General features: G+C 62.3%; 14 protein-coding genes. 9 read left to right on the top strand and 5 right to left on the bottom strand.

The features are described 5' to 3' along the window. Positions 1–132 precede the first annotated feature (132 nt). Together MTP16_RS10805 and MTP16_RS10800 are read left to right on the top strand one after the other, a co-directional pair. Entirely contained in the window at positions 133–522 is a 390-nt protein-coding gene (locus tag MTP16_RS10805) for an endonuclease domain-containing protein (protein WP_243519595.1), read from the top strand. Further along, positions 509–5,587, top strand: a complete 5,079-nt coding sequence (locus tag MTP16_RS10800) for a DNA repair ATPase (RefSeq protein ID WP_243519593.1) — start codon at positions 509–511, stop codon at positions 5,585–5,587. The genes MTP16_RS10805 and MTP16_RS10800 overlap by 14 nt, the downstream gene beginning before the upstream one ends. A 197-nt stretch (positions 5,588–5,784) precedes the next feature. Here MTP16_RS10800 and MTP16_RS10795 read toward each other — a convergent pair whose 3' ends face one another. From MTP16_RS10795 to MTP16_RS10785, 3 genes are all read right to left on the bottom strand, one after another. Further along, positions 5,785–6,075: a hypothetical protein gene (locus tag MTP16_RS10795; RefSeq protein WP_243519591.1), complete on the bottom strand. Its 291-nt coding sequence runs from the start codon at positions 6,073–6,075 to the stop codon at positions 5,785–5,787. 210 nt (positions 6,076–6,285) lie between these two features. Then, entirely contained in the window at positions 6,286–6,636 is a 351-nt protein-coding gene (locus MTP16_RS10790) for a DUF3140 domain-containing protein (protein ID WP_243519589.1), read from the bottom strand. Between the two features lie 151 nt (positions 6,637–6,787). Next, positions 6,788–7,156, bottom strand: a complete 369-nt coding sequence (locus tag MTP16_RS10785; protein ID WP_243519587.1) for a hypothetical protein — start codon at positions 7,154–7,156, stop codon at positions 6,788–6,790. Positions 7,157–7,282: 126 nt separating this feature from the next. On the opposite strand from MTP16_RS10785, the gene MTP16_RS10780 reads away from it, so the two are divergent. From MTP16_RS10780 to MTP16_RS10770, 3 genes are all read left to right on the top strand, one after another. Continuing rightward, complete coding sequence (locus MTP16_RS10780; protein WP_262922669.1) at positions 7,283–7,654, top strand: glyoxalase superfamily protein; 372 nt, start codon at positions 7,283–7,285, stop codon at positions 7,652–7,654. 105 nt (positions 7,655–7,759) lie between these two features. Beyond that, positions 7,760–10,327, top strand: a complete 2,568-nt coding sequence (locus tag MTP16_RS10775; RefSeq protein WP_243519583.1) for a PAS domain-containing protein — start codon at positions 7,760–7,762, stop codon at positions 10,325–10,327. A gap of 33 nt (positions 10,328–10,360) precedes the next feature. After that, complete coding sequence (locus tag MTP16_RS10770) at positions 10,361–10,780, top strand: response regulator (RefSeq protein WP_243519581.1); 420 nt, start codon at positions 10,361–10,363, stop codon at positions 10,778–10,780. A 92-nt stretch (positions 10,781–10,872) separates the two neighbouring features. On the opposite strand, the gene MTP16_RS10765 is transcribed toward MTP16_RS10770, so the two are convergent. Next, entirely contained in the window at positions 10,873–12,114 is a 1,242-nt protein-coding gene (locus tag MTP16_RS10765) for a serpin family protein (RefSeq protein WP_243519579.1), read from the bottom strand. A gap of 619 nt (positions 12,115–12,733) precedes the next feature. Here MTP16_RS10765 and MTP16_RS10760 point away from each other — a divergent pair. After that, on the top strand, positions 12,734–13,189 hold the full coding sequence (locus MTP16_RS10760) for a hypothetical protein (RefSeq protein WP_243519577.1): 456 nt from the start codon (positions 12,734–12,736) through the stop codon (positions 13,187–13,189). Between the two features lie 119 nt (positions 13,190–13,308). Here MTP16_RS10760 and MTP16_RS10755 read toward each other — a convergent pair whose 3' ends face one another. Further along, positions 13,309–14,298 carry a GlxA family transcriptional regulator gene (locus MTP16_RS10755; protein WP_243519575.1) on the bottom strand — a complete coding sequence of 330 codons (990 nt, stop codon included), beginning with the start codon at positions 14,296–14,298 and terminating at the stop codon, positions 13,309–13,311. 165 nt (positions 14,299–14,463) lie between these two features. Between MTP16_RS10755 and MTP16_RS10750 the strand changes: the two genes are divergently transcribed. The 3 genes from MTP16_RS10750 to MTP16_RS10740 all read left to right on the top strand — a co-directional run bounded on the left by MTP16_RS10750 (position 14,464) and on the right by MTP16_RS10740 (position 15,961). Beyond that, the gene (locus tag MTP16_RS10750) at positions 14,464–14,895 is read left to right on the top strand and encodes a DoxX family protein (protein WP_243519573.1); all 432 of its coding nucleotides are present in this window, start codon (positions 14,464–14,466) and stop codon (positions 14,893–14,895) included. Positions 14,896–14,975: 80 nt separating this feature from the next. Continuing rightward, entirely contained in the window at positions 14,976–15,434 is a 459-nt protein-coding gene (locus MTP16_RS10745; protein ID WP_243519571.1) for a VOC family protein, read from the top strand. Further along, positions 15,431–15,961 carry a dihydrofolate reductase family protein gene (locus tag MTP16_RS10740; RefSeq protein ID WP_243519569.1) on the top strand — a complete coding sequence of 177 codons (531 nt, stop codon included), beginning with the start codon at positions 15,431–15,433 and terminating at the stop codon, positions 15,959–15,961. Before MTP16_RS10745 ends, MTP16_RS10740 begins: the two co-directional genes overlap by 4 nt.

Below are 15,961 nucleotides of genomic sequence, written 5' to 3'. Positions count from 1 at the left end.
TTCTTTTTTGTTTGAATAAGTCACGTCATGAGTGCTGACGAAATTTCGGACGATAGTCGTCGGGCTCCCCTTCCCCCGGAGGGGAAGGGGCCGGGGGATGGGGTTAACGGGGCTGAGGTCTACCCCTTCGGCATGTTTACCACCGACGCCAAGCGCTGGAAAACGTCCCTCAAAGCCTACACCCAGCACAACCGCAAGCATCCCACGCCCGCCGAAAACCACCTTTGGCAAGAACTGCGCGGCAATAAGCTGAACGCGCCTTTTCGCCGCCAGCACGCCATCGAGTCTTTCATTGTGGATTTTGTATGCCTCGCCGCGTGGCTGATTGTTGAAGTCGACGGCAGCATCCATGGCGACGAAAGCCAGGCCGAATACGACGGCGGCCGCACCCACGAATTGCAGGAGTATGGCTTCCTGGTCCTCCGCTTCACCAACGAGGAGGTCCTGCATAACACCCCAAAAGTGTTAAAGACAATTGCCGAGCATTTGGCTGTCCTCTACCCTAATTATGAGCCCCGATAGCAATAACCCCGCCATTACCAACGAAAAAGAAAAAACCCGCGCCGCCTCGGCTCCCCTTCCCCCGGAGGGGAAGGGGCCGGGGGATGGGGTCAACGGCGTCCAACTCGAAGGCGGCACCTACGAAATCCTGCGCAACCGCCTGCACAAGAGCGGCGCCGACCTCAAAGCCCGCCTCGACAAGCTGAACGCCGAGCGCAAAACGGTGTTTGGCGCGATTGATACCAAGCTGATTGGGACCGGGCGCATCACCACCGAGCACAATTGCGTGCCGTGGGACATGGTGCCGGTGGGCGATAAATTTCTCTTCGGCTTCAACGTGGTGCTGGGCCTGAAAACGGAGGTGGAATTATCCGATGTTTTCGGGGCCTATAATTACGTGAACCACGAGTTTCAGCCGCTGCCGCTGGACCTGATTAATAACGCGCAGTTTGCCGGCGAATTCCGCGACCTGTACCGTTATTACAAGAACACGCAGTTCGTAAAATTCGCGGTGCTCGGCAACCACCTGTTCATGGTGTTTCGGGTGGGCAAAAGTGTGAACGACATCAAGACGTTCAAGTGGCTGTTGCAGAACGAGGCACTGACCTACATCGACAACCGCAGCGACCACGAATACGTGTACCCGCCGCAGCACGAGTTCACCTGGAAGCGCACCACGCGCGACATGCAGCGGAGCGGCAAACACCCGCACATCAGCATCGAGGACCGGGTTTTTGTCGAAACCATCGGCGGCGACCTCACCATCAAAGTGGAGGACAACACCGCCACCGGTCGCGGCATTTACGCCGAGCCGGTGGCCGATAAGGACCAGACGCTCGACGATTCGGAGATTTATTACGCCATTGTCGGTAACTTAATTCTGCTGAAAATCCGGCCCTATCAGGAGCCCGATTACCGGTATTTCATTTACAACTCCAAGCAGCAAACAGCGCAGCGCCTGGACGCGCTGGCCGATGCCTGCGTGCTGCTGCCCGACGGCCAGGGACTCATATTTTCGCACGGTTTTTACCTGCAAACCGGCGAGGGAAAATTATTTGACAACGGCCTGCGCGACATGCTGTTTGAGAAGCGCGTAGCCTCGCCCAACGGCGAAGATTCCCTGTATGTTTTCTACAATAAGGACAGCGGCGCGTATTTATTATTTTCCTATAACATCATCGCGCAGCGGGTTGAAAACCCCATTAATTGCCACGGCTACGCACTGTTTGAAAACGGCGAGCTGTGCTATTTCCGCAAGGATGATGAGCCGAAGAAGCACCATGCGGTACAAATTTGGCAAACGCCCTATGTAGCGCCCGATTTTGAGCTGCCCGTCACTTCTGGCTCCTACCTCTACAAGCTGGGCAACAAAGAAATAGTGCGGGCTATGGCCGAAACGCAGGAGGTACTGACGCTGCTCAGCAAAGACGACAGCTACGCCGGCCTCTACCTCGACCTGATTCGCCTCACCACCACCCTCACCGACACCTACCACTGGCTGCGCGAGCCGGCCGCTCAAGCGCTGGCCGAGCCGCTGCGCGACATTCAGCAGGCAGCTAATGCGGCGGTTGAGGAGTTCGACAAAGTGCTAAGCATCCGCAAAAGCACCGACGCCGAAACCCAGCGCGTGCTGGCCAAAGCCGACGAGCTGACCGGCCGCATCAAGCGCACCACGGCCACCGACGTGAACGAGTTCGTGCAGATGCTGGCGGAGCTGCGCACGGTGCGCGGCGAGGTCATTTCCCTAAAAGAGCTGCGCTACGTGGAGCTGCCCACCGTGGAAAAAGCCGCCGCCGACCTGGAGCAAACCAGCAAGGACGTGGCCGCCCAAACGGTGGATTTCCTGCTGAAGCCCGACGCGCTGAAGCCCTACACCGTGCGCGTGCAGGCCATTGCCGAGGCCATTGAGAAGGTGCAGAAAGTGGCCGAAGCCAACGAGCAGGAAAAGCTGGCCAACGCGGTTTCGAGCGAGCTGGAGCTGCTGATTGAGGTGGTGAGCAACCTGCCGATGCCCGACCCCACGCAAACCACGCGCATCATCGACAACATCTCGACGATTTACGCCAGCTTCAACCAGATTCGGGCGGCGCTGAAACGGCGGCGGCAGGCCCTGGCCGGCACCGAGGCGCAGGCCGAATTCACGGCCCAAATCAAGCTCCTCGACCAAGCGCTGGTGAACTACCTGGACCTGTGCGACACGCCCGCCCGCTGCGACGAGTACAGTACCAAGCTGCTGGTGCAGCTGGAGGAGCTGGAAGGCAAATTTCCGGAATTTGACCAGTTTCTGGTGCAGCTGGCGGGCAAGCGCGAGGAGGTTTCGGAGGCGTTTGAGTCGCGCAAGGTGGGGCTGGTAGAGGCCCGGAATCAGCGGGCTTCGGCGCTGCTGCAATCGGCCGAACGCATTCTGAAAGCGGTGCAAAACCGGCTGGGCCGCTTCGAAACGGTGGCCGACATCAACGGCTATTTCGCGTCGGATTTGATGGTGGAAAAGGTGCGCCAGACCGTGCAGGAGCTGGTCAGCCTCGGCGACCCGGTGAAGGCCGACGACATTCAGAGCCGCCTCAAAACGGTGAAGGAAGACGCTGTGCGCCAGCTCAAGGACCGCGCCGAGCTGTTTACCGACGGCGGCCAGGCCCTGAAATTCGGCCCCTACGCCTTCACCGTCAACACCCAGCCGCTGGACCTGACCGTAGTACTGCGCGACGGCGACCTACACTACCACCTCACGGGCACCAATTTCTTCCAGAAAATAACCGAGCCTGCCTTCCTGGCCGCCCGCGCTGTGTGGGACCAAACGGTGGTGTCGGAAAACGCCGACGTGTACCGCGCCGAGTACCTGGCCTGGCTGATTTTGCAGGCGGCCCAGCGGCCCGCGCCGGCGCAGCCCGGCACGGCGGCCGTGCTGTCGCTGGCTGAGCTCTCGCACCTCACCGTGGCCGAGCTGACTATTTACGTACAGCAGTTTATGGCCCCGCGCTACGCCGAGGGCTACCTCAAAGGTGTGCACGACCACGACGCCGCCCTGCTGCTCGAAGCGCTGGTGCGCCTCACCCGCACCGCCGATTTGCTGCGCTACCCGGCCAACGCCCGCGCCGCCGCCGCGCTCTACTGGCAGCGCTTCGCGGGCCGCAAGCGCAAGGCCGCCTGGCAGCAGCAGCTACAGGGCATTGGCATCCTGCTCCAGGTTTTCCCCGATTCCCGCGAGTTCGAGCCCCTGAAAGCCGAGTTGCAGCTGGCCGTGGAGGAGTTTGCTACCGGCACTAGCTTATTCACCCTCCCCGAAGTAGCCGAGGCTGGCGACTACCTGTTTCAGGAGCTGACCCGCGGCGAAACCTTCGTCATCGCCCCCGAAGCCGCCGACCTGTACCAGCAGTTCCAGCAGTCGCTGAAGGAGCGCAACGCCACGCCGCAATACGAAGCCAGCGTGGCCGCGCTAGCCGACCAGCCGGCCGCGCAGTTCCAGCTGGTGCGGCAGTGGCTGGGGGCGTTTGTGCGGCACCCAAACCCCACCCCCAGCCCCTCCCCTCCGGGGGAGGGGAGCCTGACGAACTCAACTTTCAGCGTCGCCTCGGCTCCCCTTCCCCAGGAGGGGAAGGGGCCGGGGGATGGGGTTAACGGGGTGAACGAAGCGGCGACGCTGCTAATAACTGCCACCTTCGACCCCGCGCGCATCATCCGCACGCCCTTGCACGAAACCCTCACCGGCCTGCAGGGCTCGCACGCCCGCATTCATGAGCGGAGCTATCAGCTGCATTTCCCCGAGTTCCGGCGGCGACTGCACCACTACGTGCGCTCGGTGGTGCCGCTGTTTGAGTCGTTTGGGACGCTGAAAAAGGAGTTGGTGGCGCGCTTCGCCGAGGAGCTGCGGCTGGCGGAGTTCCGGCCGCGCGTGCTCTCATCGTTTGTGCGGAACAAGCTGATTGATGAGGTGTATCTGCCGCTCATCGGGGCCAACCTCGCCAAGCAAATCGGCACGGCGGGGGCCGACAAGCGCACCGACCTCATGGGCCTGCTGCTGCTGGTGTCGCCGCCTGGCTACGGCAAAACCACGCTCATGGAGTACGTGGCCAACCGCCTGGGGCTGATTTTTATGAAAATCAACGGCCCGGCCATCGGCCACGCCGTGACGAGCGTGGACCCCGCTCAGGCGCCCAACTCCGGTGCCCGCGAGGAGCTGCTGAAGCTGAACCTGGCCTTCGAGATGGGCGACAACGTGATGATATATCTCGATGATATTCAGCACTGCAATCCCGAATTTTTGCAGAAATTCATCTCGCTCTGCGACGCCCAGCGCAAGATTGAGGGCGTGTACCAGGGCCGCGCCCGCACCTACGATTTCCGGGGCCGCAAGGTGGCCGTGGTGATGGCCGGCAACCCCTACACGGAATCGGGCGAGCAGTTCCGCATTCCCGACATGCTGGCCAACCGCGCCGACATCTACAACCTCGGCGACATCATCGGCGACACGGCCGACACCTTCCTGCTCAGCTACGTGGAAAACTCGCTGGTGGCCAACCCCGTGCTCAGCCGCCTCGCCGCCAAAAGCCAGGCCGACGTGTACCCGCTCATCAAGCTGGCCGAAACCGGCGACAGCACCAGCCTCACCTTCGAGGCCAACCACTCCCCTGCCGAAATCAACGAGTACGTGGCTGTGCTGCAGAAGCTGCTAGGCATCCGCGACGTGGTGGCCCGCGTGAACGAGGAGTACATCCGCTCGGCGGCGCAGGCCAACGAGTACCGCACCGAACCGCCCTTCAAGCTGCAGGGCTCCTACCGCAACATGGCCAAGCTGGCCGAAAAGGTGCGCCCCGTGATGAACGACGAGGAAGTAAAAACCCTCCTGGCCACCCACTACGACAACGAAGCCCAAACCCTGACCAGCGGCACCGAGGCCAACCTGCTCAAGCTACACGAGCTGCTGGGCTGGCTCACGCCCGAGGAAAAAGCCCGCTGGGAAGCCATCAAAGCCACTTTCGTGCGCAACCTGCGCACCAGCAGCGGCGGCCAGTTGCACAGCGTGCTCACGCAGCTGGAGAATATTTCGAGCGGCCTGGGCGGCATCCGGCAGGTGCTGGAGCGGGAGTAGACAGCAATCAACATTCGAGCAGCAGCAAGCCCCGTTTAGTATCGAGAGGGGGCTTGCTACCATGCATTTATTGTTCGCTTGGGAATCGCCAACGCAGTCCAGCCAAACCGATATAAGAACTCGGCGTGACGAAGTTTTTGACTAAAAAGAAGCCCCGCCATATCCTGACGGGGCTTTTCATTAGAATGAACAACTACTTAGCGGCGGCCGCGGCCATCGTAGCGGTGCTGGGCTTCCCAGCGGGCGCGCTCGGCGGCGCGCTGCTGCTCGACGCGGCGCTGGGCTTCGAAGCGGGCGCGCTCGGCAACGAGGCGTTGCTGCTCCCGTTGGGCAGCTTCGCGGCGGGCCCGTTCGAGGGCCCGTTCGCGCTCGATGCGGGCCAGTTCGCGACGGTCTTTGAAGGGAGGATAGGTGGCAGTGGCGGCCGAAGAAGCGGTAGTGGCAAACAAACCCAGGGCGGCAACGAACGAAAAAAGCTTGGTTTTCATGGCAATGGTTTTTGAGGGGTTACGCGCCGTTGTTGGTATCGTCAAGCGCTTGTCCATCCCTTTGCAAGCCCTATGCCGCGGCCCGGTCGCTGGGCTCCGTTCCGATTGTTTCACCGTCGAAACGGCGCCGATTATCGGCTGGGCCGGGCGTTTTCCCTACCAAGTTTTGATTGCAACAACACGAATGCGCCAATTGGCAGCCGCAACCAGCTACTTCTTCAGCGGGTCGTGGCCCCAGTTCATCAGCGAATAGCGCCAGGCGGAGGTTTCCACGTCCTTTTGATGGTGCGGGCCCTGGGCCGAGTGGCGCGCCACGTAGCTGTGCACCTTGTGCATGTGGGCTTCGTCGTCGGGCGTGAGGTCGGCCTTTTTCTTGTGCAGGATTTCGACGATGCGCTCGCCGGAGTGGTGGCCGATGCTCTGGCCGTCGCCGCTGTCCTGGCCCACCGACCTGGATTCGTCGGTTTTGAGCCACTTCTCCAGCTCGCTGGCGGTCATGTTGACGTCTTGTTTGAAGGCCGCGTAAATGTCGGCGGATTCGGAATGCTGGGCGGTGGCCATAATGTTGGGCTGGTTTAAAATGTAGAAGGCTTACCGTTGAGCATACTAGCCTGCCCGTCATCGGGTTGCCAAGGGCCTACGGCCGGCCATGAAAAAGCCCCGCCAGTAGCTGACGGGGCTTTTAGAGGCTTACCCGCACCAGACGCCGGTATTAGCGGCCGTCCGGCACCGGAGGCGGGCAAAAGGGCAAAGGCTCCTCCAGGCAGGTGATGTTGGCCAGCACGTTGCCGGCCGCATCAACGGGTGGGTTGTTTTGGGAGTAGCCAATGTAGAGCACCTGTCCATCGGTTTGGTGCGGCTGGTATGCCGCCCACAGGGGCCCGGTGGGGTGCAGCCGGGTGCTGTCGGCCAGTTCGAGGGTCGTGTGCTCGGTGGGGCACATGGCCGTCATGCCGTGGCACAGGCGCACCGTGGCGTAGGTGCCGCAGGGTACTTCGGGCTCGACGTCGGTTTTGGCGGTGCAGCCGGCCAGGCCCATTCCGGTCAGTATGGCCGCAGAAAAAAGGAAAGAAAAGCGCATAAGGCTACGGAATTGAAGATGATACACGCGAGGCAACCGCCCTCGTCGCAGCCCTGACCGGCGAGACGGCGGCGGGGTTGCACGGCGCCCCGCGGGTGGGACTATTTTTGCCGCTGCACCTTCTCCATGCTGCTTATGGCCACCGTCAAACCCATTCTCCGCATCTTCGACTACGACAAAGCCTTGGCGTTTTACCTCGGTTGGCTGGGTTTTCGCCTCGACTGGGAGCACCGGCCCGCCGGCAGCCCGGCCTACCTGCAAATCAGCCGCGGCGACGTGACGCTGCACCTCTCCGAGCACCACGACGACTGCTCGCCGGGGGCGCGGGTGTTCATCGATGATTTTGAGCACCTCGCGGCCTTTCACCAGCAGCTGCTAGCCCAGCATTATACATACAACCGGCCGGGCCTCGACGCCCCCTTTTACGACCCCACGGCCCTGGAAATGACCGTGACCGACCCCTTCAGCAACCGCCTGACGTTTGTGGAGCGCCGGTAGTGCACGGCCCGGCGGCGGCGGGGGCCGGCGCGGCCACCGAAGCTGCGCGCCCGCTGGTACCTTAGTGGCTGTAGTTGCTGTTTTTCCGGCCTTCGCCCCGTTCTCATGTCTCAATCCCTACCACCGGCGCTGCCGCCCGATTTCCCGCCGTCGGAAGACCTGCTGCGTGTGCTGCTCGACATTTCGCAGAACGGCGTGATGCTGATGCGGCCCGTGTACGATGCGACCGGTGCCACCGTCGTCGACTTTGGCATCGACTACCTCAACCCCGCCGCGCAGCAGATGCTGCAGCTGCCCGAGCGCCCGGCCGCGTCGTTCCACACCATTTACCCCACGGCCGACGCGGCGGGGGTGTTTGCGTTTTACCGCGACGCCTTCCTCTCGGGCCAGACCGCGCGGCGCGAAAACAATTACCAGCACGACAGCCTCGACGGCTACTTCCTGCTGATGGCCCGGCGCCAGGCCGATGTGCTGGTGGTCACCTTCACCGACACCAACGACCAGCCCCGCACCGCCACCGAGCAGGCCCTGCGCATCAGCCAGGCCCGCGAGCTGGAAGCGCGCGCCGTGGCAGAGCGGGAGCGCGGGCAGCTGGAACTGCTGTTCCGTGACGCCCCGGCCATGATTTGCGTGTTTCAGGGCCCGCAGCACGTGTTCGAATTCGTGAACCCGCCCTATCAGGCGCTGGTGGGGCCGCGCCCGCTGGTGGGCCGCGCCATTGCCGAGGCCATGCCCGAGCTGGCCGGCCAGCCCATCTTCGACCTGCTCGATAGCGTGTACCGCACCGGCGAAACCTACCGCGCCAACGAGATGCTGGTGCAGCTCGACCACGACAACGAAGACCGGCGCGAGCTGGAAAAACGGTATTACAACTTCATCTACCAGGCGCGGCACGACCGGCAGGGGGCTATCAACGGCATTTTCGTGTTTGCCTACGACGTGACGCCCCAGGTGCTGGCCCGCCAGCAAGTGCAGGAGCTGAACGAGGAGCTGGCCGCCATCAACGAAGAGCTGCGGGCCAGCAACGACGAATTCCTGACCACCAACACCGCCCTCACGCTTGCGCAGGAGGAGGTGTACCTGCTCAACCAAGACCTGGAAAAACGGGTGGCCGAGCGCACCCGCGAACTGCTGCAGCAGCAGGCCATGCTCAGTCAGATTTTGCGCCAGGTGCCGGCGTTCATTGCCACGCTGGGCGGCCCCGAGCACCGCTACACCTTTTTCAACGAGCCCTACCAGCAGCTCACGGGCCAGCGCCCCCGGCTGGGGCTGCCCGTGGCCCAGGCACTGCCCGAGCTGGCAGCGCAGGGCTTTGTGAGCCGGCTCAACGAGGTGTACACCTCCGGCCAGCCGTTTGAGGCCAAGGAAATGTTGGTCGAGCTCTTCGACCCGGGCACCGGCCAGTCGCAGTCGAGTTACGTGGACTTCGTGTACCAACCCTTGCGCGACGACCGGGGGCAAACCACCGGCATCCTGGTTTTCATTGTCGATTCGACCGCCAAAGTGCACGCCCGCCGGGCCACCGAAGCCGCCGCGCAGCGCCTGCGCGTGCTCACCGATGCCCTGCCGGTACTGATTGGCTACCTCGACCGCGAACAGCGCTACCAGTTTGCCAACCTGGCTTACCGGGGCTGGTTCAACATCGACCCCACCGCCTTGCTGGGCCGGAAAGTGCGCGACGTGGTGGGCGAGCAGGCCTATGCCAATGCGCAAGGCTACATTGTGCGGGCCCTGGCCGGCGAGCGGCTTTCGTTTGAAAGCTGGATGCCCTACCGCGAAAACTTTGTGCGCCACATCCGCACCGACTACATTCCGGATGTGAAGAATGGCGAAGTGCTGGGCTTTTACACCCTCGTCACCGACATTACCGACCAGACCGAGGCCCGCGAGCGGGTGCAGGAGCTGAACGAGGAGCTGGCCGCCATCAACGAGGAAATGCTGGCCGCCAACGACGAGCTGCGCGACACCAACGAGCGCCTGAGCTACACCAACGTCGACCTCGACACCTTTGTGTACACGGCCAGCCACGACCTGAAGGCGCCCATTGCCAACATCGAAGGCCTGTTGCTGGCCCTGCAGGAACAGCTGCCCGAACCCGTGCGCCACCACCCCGACGTGACCCACCTGCTGGGCCTCATGCAGGGCTCCGTCGACCGCTTTCAGCGCACCCTGGTGCACCTCACCGATGTGAGCAAGCTGCAGCCGGCCCACGCCGAGCCACCCGAAACGGTGGACCTGGCCGCCCTCATCGAGTCGGTGCGCCTCGACCTGGCCCCGGTGGTGGCCGCCGCCCAGGGCCAGCTATCCGTGGACGTGGCCGCCTGCCCCACCGTGCGCTTCTCGCCCAAAAACCTGCGCAGCATCGTTTACAACCTGCTCAGCAACGCGTTCAAGTACCACGCCCCCGACCGGCCCGCGCGGGTGCGGCTACGCGCCACCTGCCCCCCGGGCCAGGTGCGGCTGGAAGTGCAGGACAACGGCCTGGGCCTGACGGCCGACGAGCAAAGCAAGCTCTTCGTGATGTTCCGGCGCCTGCACACCCACGTGGAGGGCACCGGCGTGGGCCTCTACATGGTGAAGCGCATGGTGGAAAACGCCGGCGGCACCATTCAGGTAGAAAGCGCGCCCGGCGTGGGCAGCACCTTCACGGTGCAGCTGCCCAACCGCGCCTAAACCCGGCCGAGCAGTTTTGCGTAGGGAGCAGCTATGCCCAAACTTACCAGCGTGTTGCTGGTCGACGACGACCCAACGAATAATTTCCTCAACGAGCGCCTGCTCAAGCGTCTCGACGTTGCCGACCACATCATGGTGGCCGCCAATGGGCAGGAGGCGCTGGCGGTGCTGCAGCAGGCGGGCCAAGGGCCGCAGCCCAGCTACCCGTCCCTGATTTTGCTTGATATTCAGATGCCCATCATGAACGGCATCGAGTTTTTGCAGGCTTTTCAACAGCTTTCGCCGGCCCAGCGGCACGCCACCACCGTGGTGGTCCTCACCACTTCCATGGACGCGCGCGACCTCAACCGGCTAGATGGCCTGCCCGCCGCCGGCCGCATTAACAAGCCTCTAACGGCTGAAAAAATTGACACCGTGCTTCAGCTGCACTACCAGCACCGGCGCGCCTGCTAATAAGTGAGGTGAAGCTCAAGCTGTTGCAATAAAAAAAACGTCATGCCTAGGCTACGCTCGGCATGACGTTTTTTTTATTGCTCGGGCACCGCTTAAGGGTTCACCAGCTGCCCGATGAACAGGATGGCGCCCGACGATTTTTCGCGGATGAGGAACAGGAAGGGCCGGTTAATGAGCGTTGCCATGGGTACGGAGGTCGTCACCATGCCCACCGATGTCACGGCGGCGGCCTCGGTGCCTTCTTCGTTCACTTCCAGGTAGGTTTTGTGCTTCACCTCGCTGATGTACAGATTGGACGGGCCGCCGTCGAGCATGCGGCTGAAGTTGGCCTGAGGCGTGAAGGCTTCGCCCATGCCTAGTTGCCTGAGCATGCCGTTGAGGCCTTCTTCGTAAGCAAACTTGAACCTGGGCACGCGCAATTCTTGCCCGGTCGAGTCGGCCGCCGCCAGCCAGGTGTTGAGCTGGGTGCGGGTGAGGCGAGCGGCCACGCTGGCCAGGGTGCTCTGGCCCTGCGGCACCACAAACGTCATGCTGAAGCGGCGGTTGCCGTAGGGCAGGTCGATGACTTGCTGCTGGGCGTCCCGGAAGTACCGGTAGCGGCCGGTGGTCAAGCTCATGAAGTCGGTGTTGGCCGACGTGCCGTTTTCCTGATAAAAGGGGGCCGGCCGGGTGTTCTGTGGGTTGAAGCGGTAGGTCCAGGCCCCTTTGAAGTAAAGGGCGTTTATCAGGTACAGCACGTCGTTGGACGTGGTGCCGTTGAGAATGGTGGCAATTTTGCCGCGCGTTTGGGTATTCACCCAGTCGTTGATGGTGCTGGTGGCCGCCGGCACGCCAAACGTGATGGGCCGCACCGTGGCCCCGAAGTACTGCTGGTTGGCCTGCACAAACGGCGCCTGCAGCCGGTACTGCTGCCCATACCAAATGGAATTGCCCGTGGTAAAGGTCACCTGCGGGTCGAGCCCGCCGAGCAGCGCAAACAGGCTCTGGTAAGCCTCGTTGATTTCCGTATCAGTTAGCGGCTGGAAGCCCAGCGTCTGCTTCATGGCGGCCTTGGTGCTGCCGTCGGCGCCGTTGTAGGCCATGGTGAGGGCGGCCGAAATACTCAGCGGCGAGATGCACATGTTGCCGGCCGGGGAGGCCGTGCGCAGCTTGTCGAAGGCCTGAAACGCGAAGTCGTTGGCGCTGCTCACGGTGCTGCGCTCGGCCCCGGTGAGCGGACGCGTGGGCGGGGCCACGGGGGCGGGCACGGCCACATCTTGCTTATGGCAGCCGGTGAACAATAAGGTGCCGGCCAGCAGGCTCAGCAGCGCGGGTTTGGAGGAGAAAGGGGGCATGGGGTGAAAGGGAATAAGCAGGTGAGCAGAAAAAGGAATGACTGAGCGGCTGACCGGCAGCGTTCCCCAACGGTTGCACGGGCACCCCGCCGGGCACGCACGGGGGCGGTATTAGCATGGCCAGCACCGCTATAGGCCCGTTTTGGGCGGGGGCAAGGCACGCCCGGAAAAAAAATTACGCGCCGTGTAACGTTCGCCGGCATCGGCGGTATCCACATTCGAAAGCCACCCAGGCAACCCGCCGCCCTCGTCGTGCATCTTTCGGACAACGCTCACGATTTGCAGCCCTCGCCCTCCTTCTACCAGCGCTTTTCCGTCAGCCTTCCATCCCAATCGCAGCCCTCCACCCGCTTCATCCACGCCGAAGCGTTTCTATGAAAATTTTCAAGTAAAATTTTCGCGCTGATTATCAATCATTAACGGATTTAACAATATGGAAACGGCAACTTAATTGAAACAGTACCTTGTTTTACAAAGTACCTACCATACATTTGTACTGTTCGTCGCACAGTACTATAAGCCACACCTCTTCTCCTCCCTACCCGCCCCCGCCTTTTTTCTGCAAGCCCCCACCTTTTTTCTGCAAAACTTTCATTCTCACCTTTTTTCTGTAAGTACCATGAAACGTTCCATCTCCCTCCGCCCCGCCCAGCAACTGACTGGCGCCACCTCCTCTGCTTCGGTTCTGCGGGCCTTGCTGCTCGGCGGCCTGGCCGTGCTGGGCACCGCCGGCGCCGCCCTCGCCCAGGATGCTCCCTCGGTAAAAGCCGTGCAGGGCGACGGCCAGGCCCTGTGGCTCACCGTTGAAAACCCCAAACAAGAGCGCATGCACTTGGATGTGGTGTGCCTCACGCACAATGCCAACCTGACGAGCGCTACCAACCGCCAAGCTTCGTACGGCAGCAAGCTGAACTTCCGCGAAGTACCGGCCGGCAAATACGCCGTGCTGCTGCGCGTAGGCCGCGAGCGGTACCGCTACAACGTGGAAGTGAGCAAAGGCCAGGAAACCACCATCTCGGTGCCCGAGCTGACGTCCGCCCAAACGCCGGCCGTGGTGGCCTCGGCCACCCGCTAACCGCTTCAATCCAAGCGGTGGGCTTAGCGACGAGGCCCACCGCCGCATGTGATTCGGCCCCCGACAACGCAGTGCCTTGCACTGCGCTGCCGGGGGCCGAATCGTGTTTATAAAACCCGCTACGCCGCCAGCGCGGGCGCCTTGCGCCTGTACCGCTCGCGGTAGGCCAACGGCGACACACCCGTGAGGCGCTTAAACAGCGAGCGGAAGGCCTTGGTGTCGGAATAGCCCACCGAGTACATCACCTGGTTCACGTTCTCGCGGGAGGACTCCAGGCTGATTTTGGCGGCTTCAATCTTAACGCGCTGGATGTATTCGGCCACGGTGTTGGTGGTGGCTTTTTTGAAGCGGCGCTCGAAGTTGCGGCGGCTCAGGCAGGCCTGGGCCGCCAGCTCGTCGATGGACATTTTATCGGCAAAGTGCTGCTCGATGAATTCCTGGGTCTTTTTCACGGGTTCATCGGCGTGGTCTTTCTGGCCCTGGAAGATGACGAAGGGCGACTGACTGCGGCGGCCGAAATCAATCTGAAACACTTTGGCGCAGCACACGGCCAGGTCACGGCTCACGTATTTCTCGATGAGGTAGAGCACCAGGTTGAGGTAGGAATAGGCCCCGCCGCTGCTGTAGAGGCCCTGCTCGTCGGTGATGACCTGCTCGGGCACGAGGTGCACCGCGGGGTACATGGCCGCAAACTGCTGGGTGGCCAGCCAGTGGGTGGCGCACTTGCGGCCATCGACGAGGCCCGTGGCGGCCAGGATGAACGCGCCCAGGCACAGGCTGGCCACCTCGGCGCCGGCGGCGTGCTGCTGCCGTATCCAGGGCACGAAGGGCGCGTTTAGGGCCACGGCCTCCGCCAGGTCGCCGTGCGGGGCCGGGATAATAATGAGGTCGGTGCGAAAGTCTTCGTCGATGGTGCGGTGGGCGTGCAGCGTGAACAGGCCCTGGTTGAAGGTCTTGTGCCGGGTGAGGCCCACCAGTTCAATCTGGAAGGCCGGGTCTTGTCCCGCGCTGGCCAAAAAGTCATTTACCTGGCTCAGCACCTTGTGCGGCCCCTCAATGCTGCCCACCACCGCCTCGCCGGCCGGCACCAGAATAGAAACGTGCTTCATGGCTCAAATGTAGGCAACAGGCTGCCGCATTCAACCCCGCATTTGGGCACAATTACCCCCTTGCGCGCCTGGCTTTTGCTAATACCTTTGCTAAACCAGTTAGACAATCAAATTTTTAGCATATTTGTCGCCAACCCCGCCTTTTTCACCCCAAAAACTTTCGCCATGACACCCCGCACCACCGCCCGCCTTTATTGGACGCTCACCATCCTCTTCAGCCTCCTGATGCTGGCCGACGGCGTGGCCGGCCTGCTGCACGAGCAAAACGGCGTGGCCGGAATGAAGGCGCTCGGCTTGCCAGTCTACCTCATGGACATCACCGGCGCGGCCAAAATCCTGGGCGCGCTGGCCCTGCTCCAGAACAAATACCGCACGCTCAAGGAATGGGCCTTTGCGGGCTTTGTTATCGATTTCATTGGGGCGGCGGCATCGGTGGCGTTGGCCGGCCTGGGCGCGGTGGGCACGCTTCCGGCGCTGGTGATGCTGGCGGTAGTGTTCGGCATTTACTCACTGTGGAAGCGCTACCTCGCCAGCCGGACTCTTGCGCCCGCCCCGGAAGCGGCAGCCGCTTTTGCGACGCCGGCCGCGGCCCTGTAATCAGCGTGTCCGGCGCGGCACAACTCCATTTTTCTTCTCTCAACTTCAACCATTCACCAACCCCCAAACTTTCCAACGTCATGGCACTTCTCAGCCCCCACATCGCATTTCCCAACGGCACCTGCCGCGATGCCCTCTCCTTTTACCACAGCTGCATCGGCGGCGAGCTCAAGCTGATGCGCGTTGGCGACTCGGGCATGGCCGAGCACATGCCCGCCGAAGCCCAGGACATGATTATGCACGGCACCCTGACGACCGGCCAATTTGTGCTCATGGCCTGCGACGCCCTGGACCCGCGCAGCCCGTACGCCCCCGGCAACAACATTGCCATGTGCCTCAACTGCGACAGCGAGGAGGAAATCAACACGCTTTATACGGCGCTGGGCGATGGCGGCACCGTCGTCGACCCCCTGGCCGATATGTTCTGGGGCGGCAAGTTTGGGACGCTCATCGACCGGTTCGGCACGGAGTGGATGTTCAATTTTGACAAGTCCGCTGCGGCGGAAAAGTTTCAGCTGGCATGCGCCCAAACGGCATGAGCAAGGTAATTGCCGCCGAATACCTCACCCTGGACGGCGTGATGGAAAACCCGGCCTGGACTGCCCCCTATTTCAACGACGAGCTGGGCGAGTTTCAGGGCGAGCTCATGGCTTCCTGCGACGCCCTGCTGCTGGGCCGCGTCACCTACGAGGCCTTTGCTGGCGCCTGGCCCAACATGCCCGACGCCCCCGGCGCCAACCTCATGAACAGCCTGCCCAAGTACGTGGCCTCGCGCACCCTGCAAACGGCCGAATGGAATGCGCAAATTTTGGAGGGCAACGTAGCCGCCGCCGTGGCCCGCCTCAAACGAGAGCCCGGCCAGAACCTGCTCATTTACGGCAGCGCGCAGCTGGTGGAATACCTGCGCCAGCACAGCCTGATTGACGAGTACCACCTGATGGTGTTTCCGGTGGTGCTGGGCCACGGCAAGCGGCTGTTTGCCGAAGCGCCCACCAACTTTAAGTTAAAATCGTCGCACACCACCAGCACGGGCGTGCTGGTACTCACCTACCAGCCAACCGCTTAG

The organism is Hymenobacter monticola, assembly GCF_022811645.1.
Classification (GTDB): Bacteria; Bacteroidota; Bacteroidia; order Cytophagales; family Hymenobacteraceae; genus Hymenobacter; species Hymenobacter monticola.
This window is presented reverse-complemented; position numbering and strand designations above follow the sequence as displayed.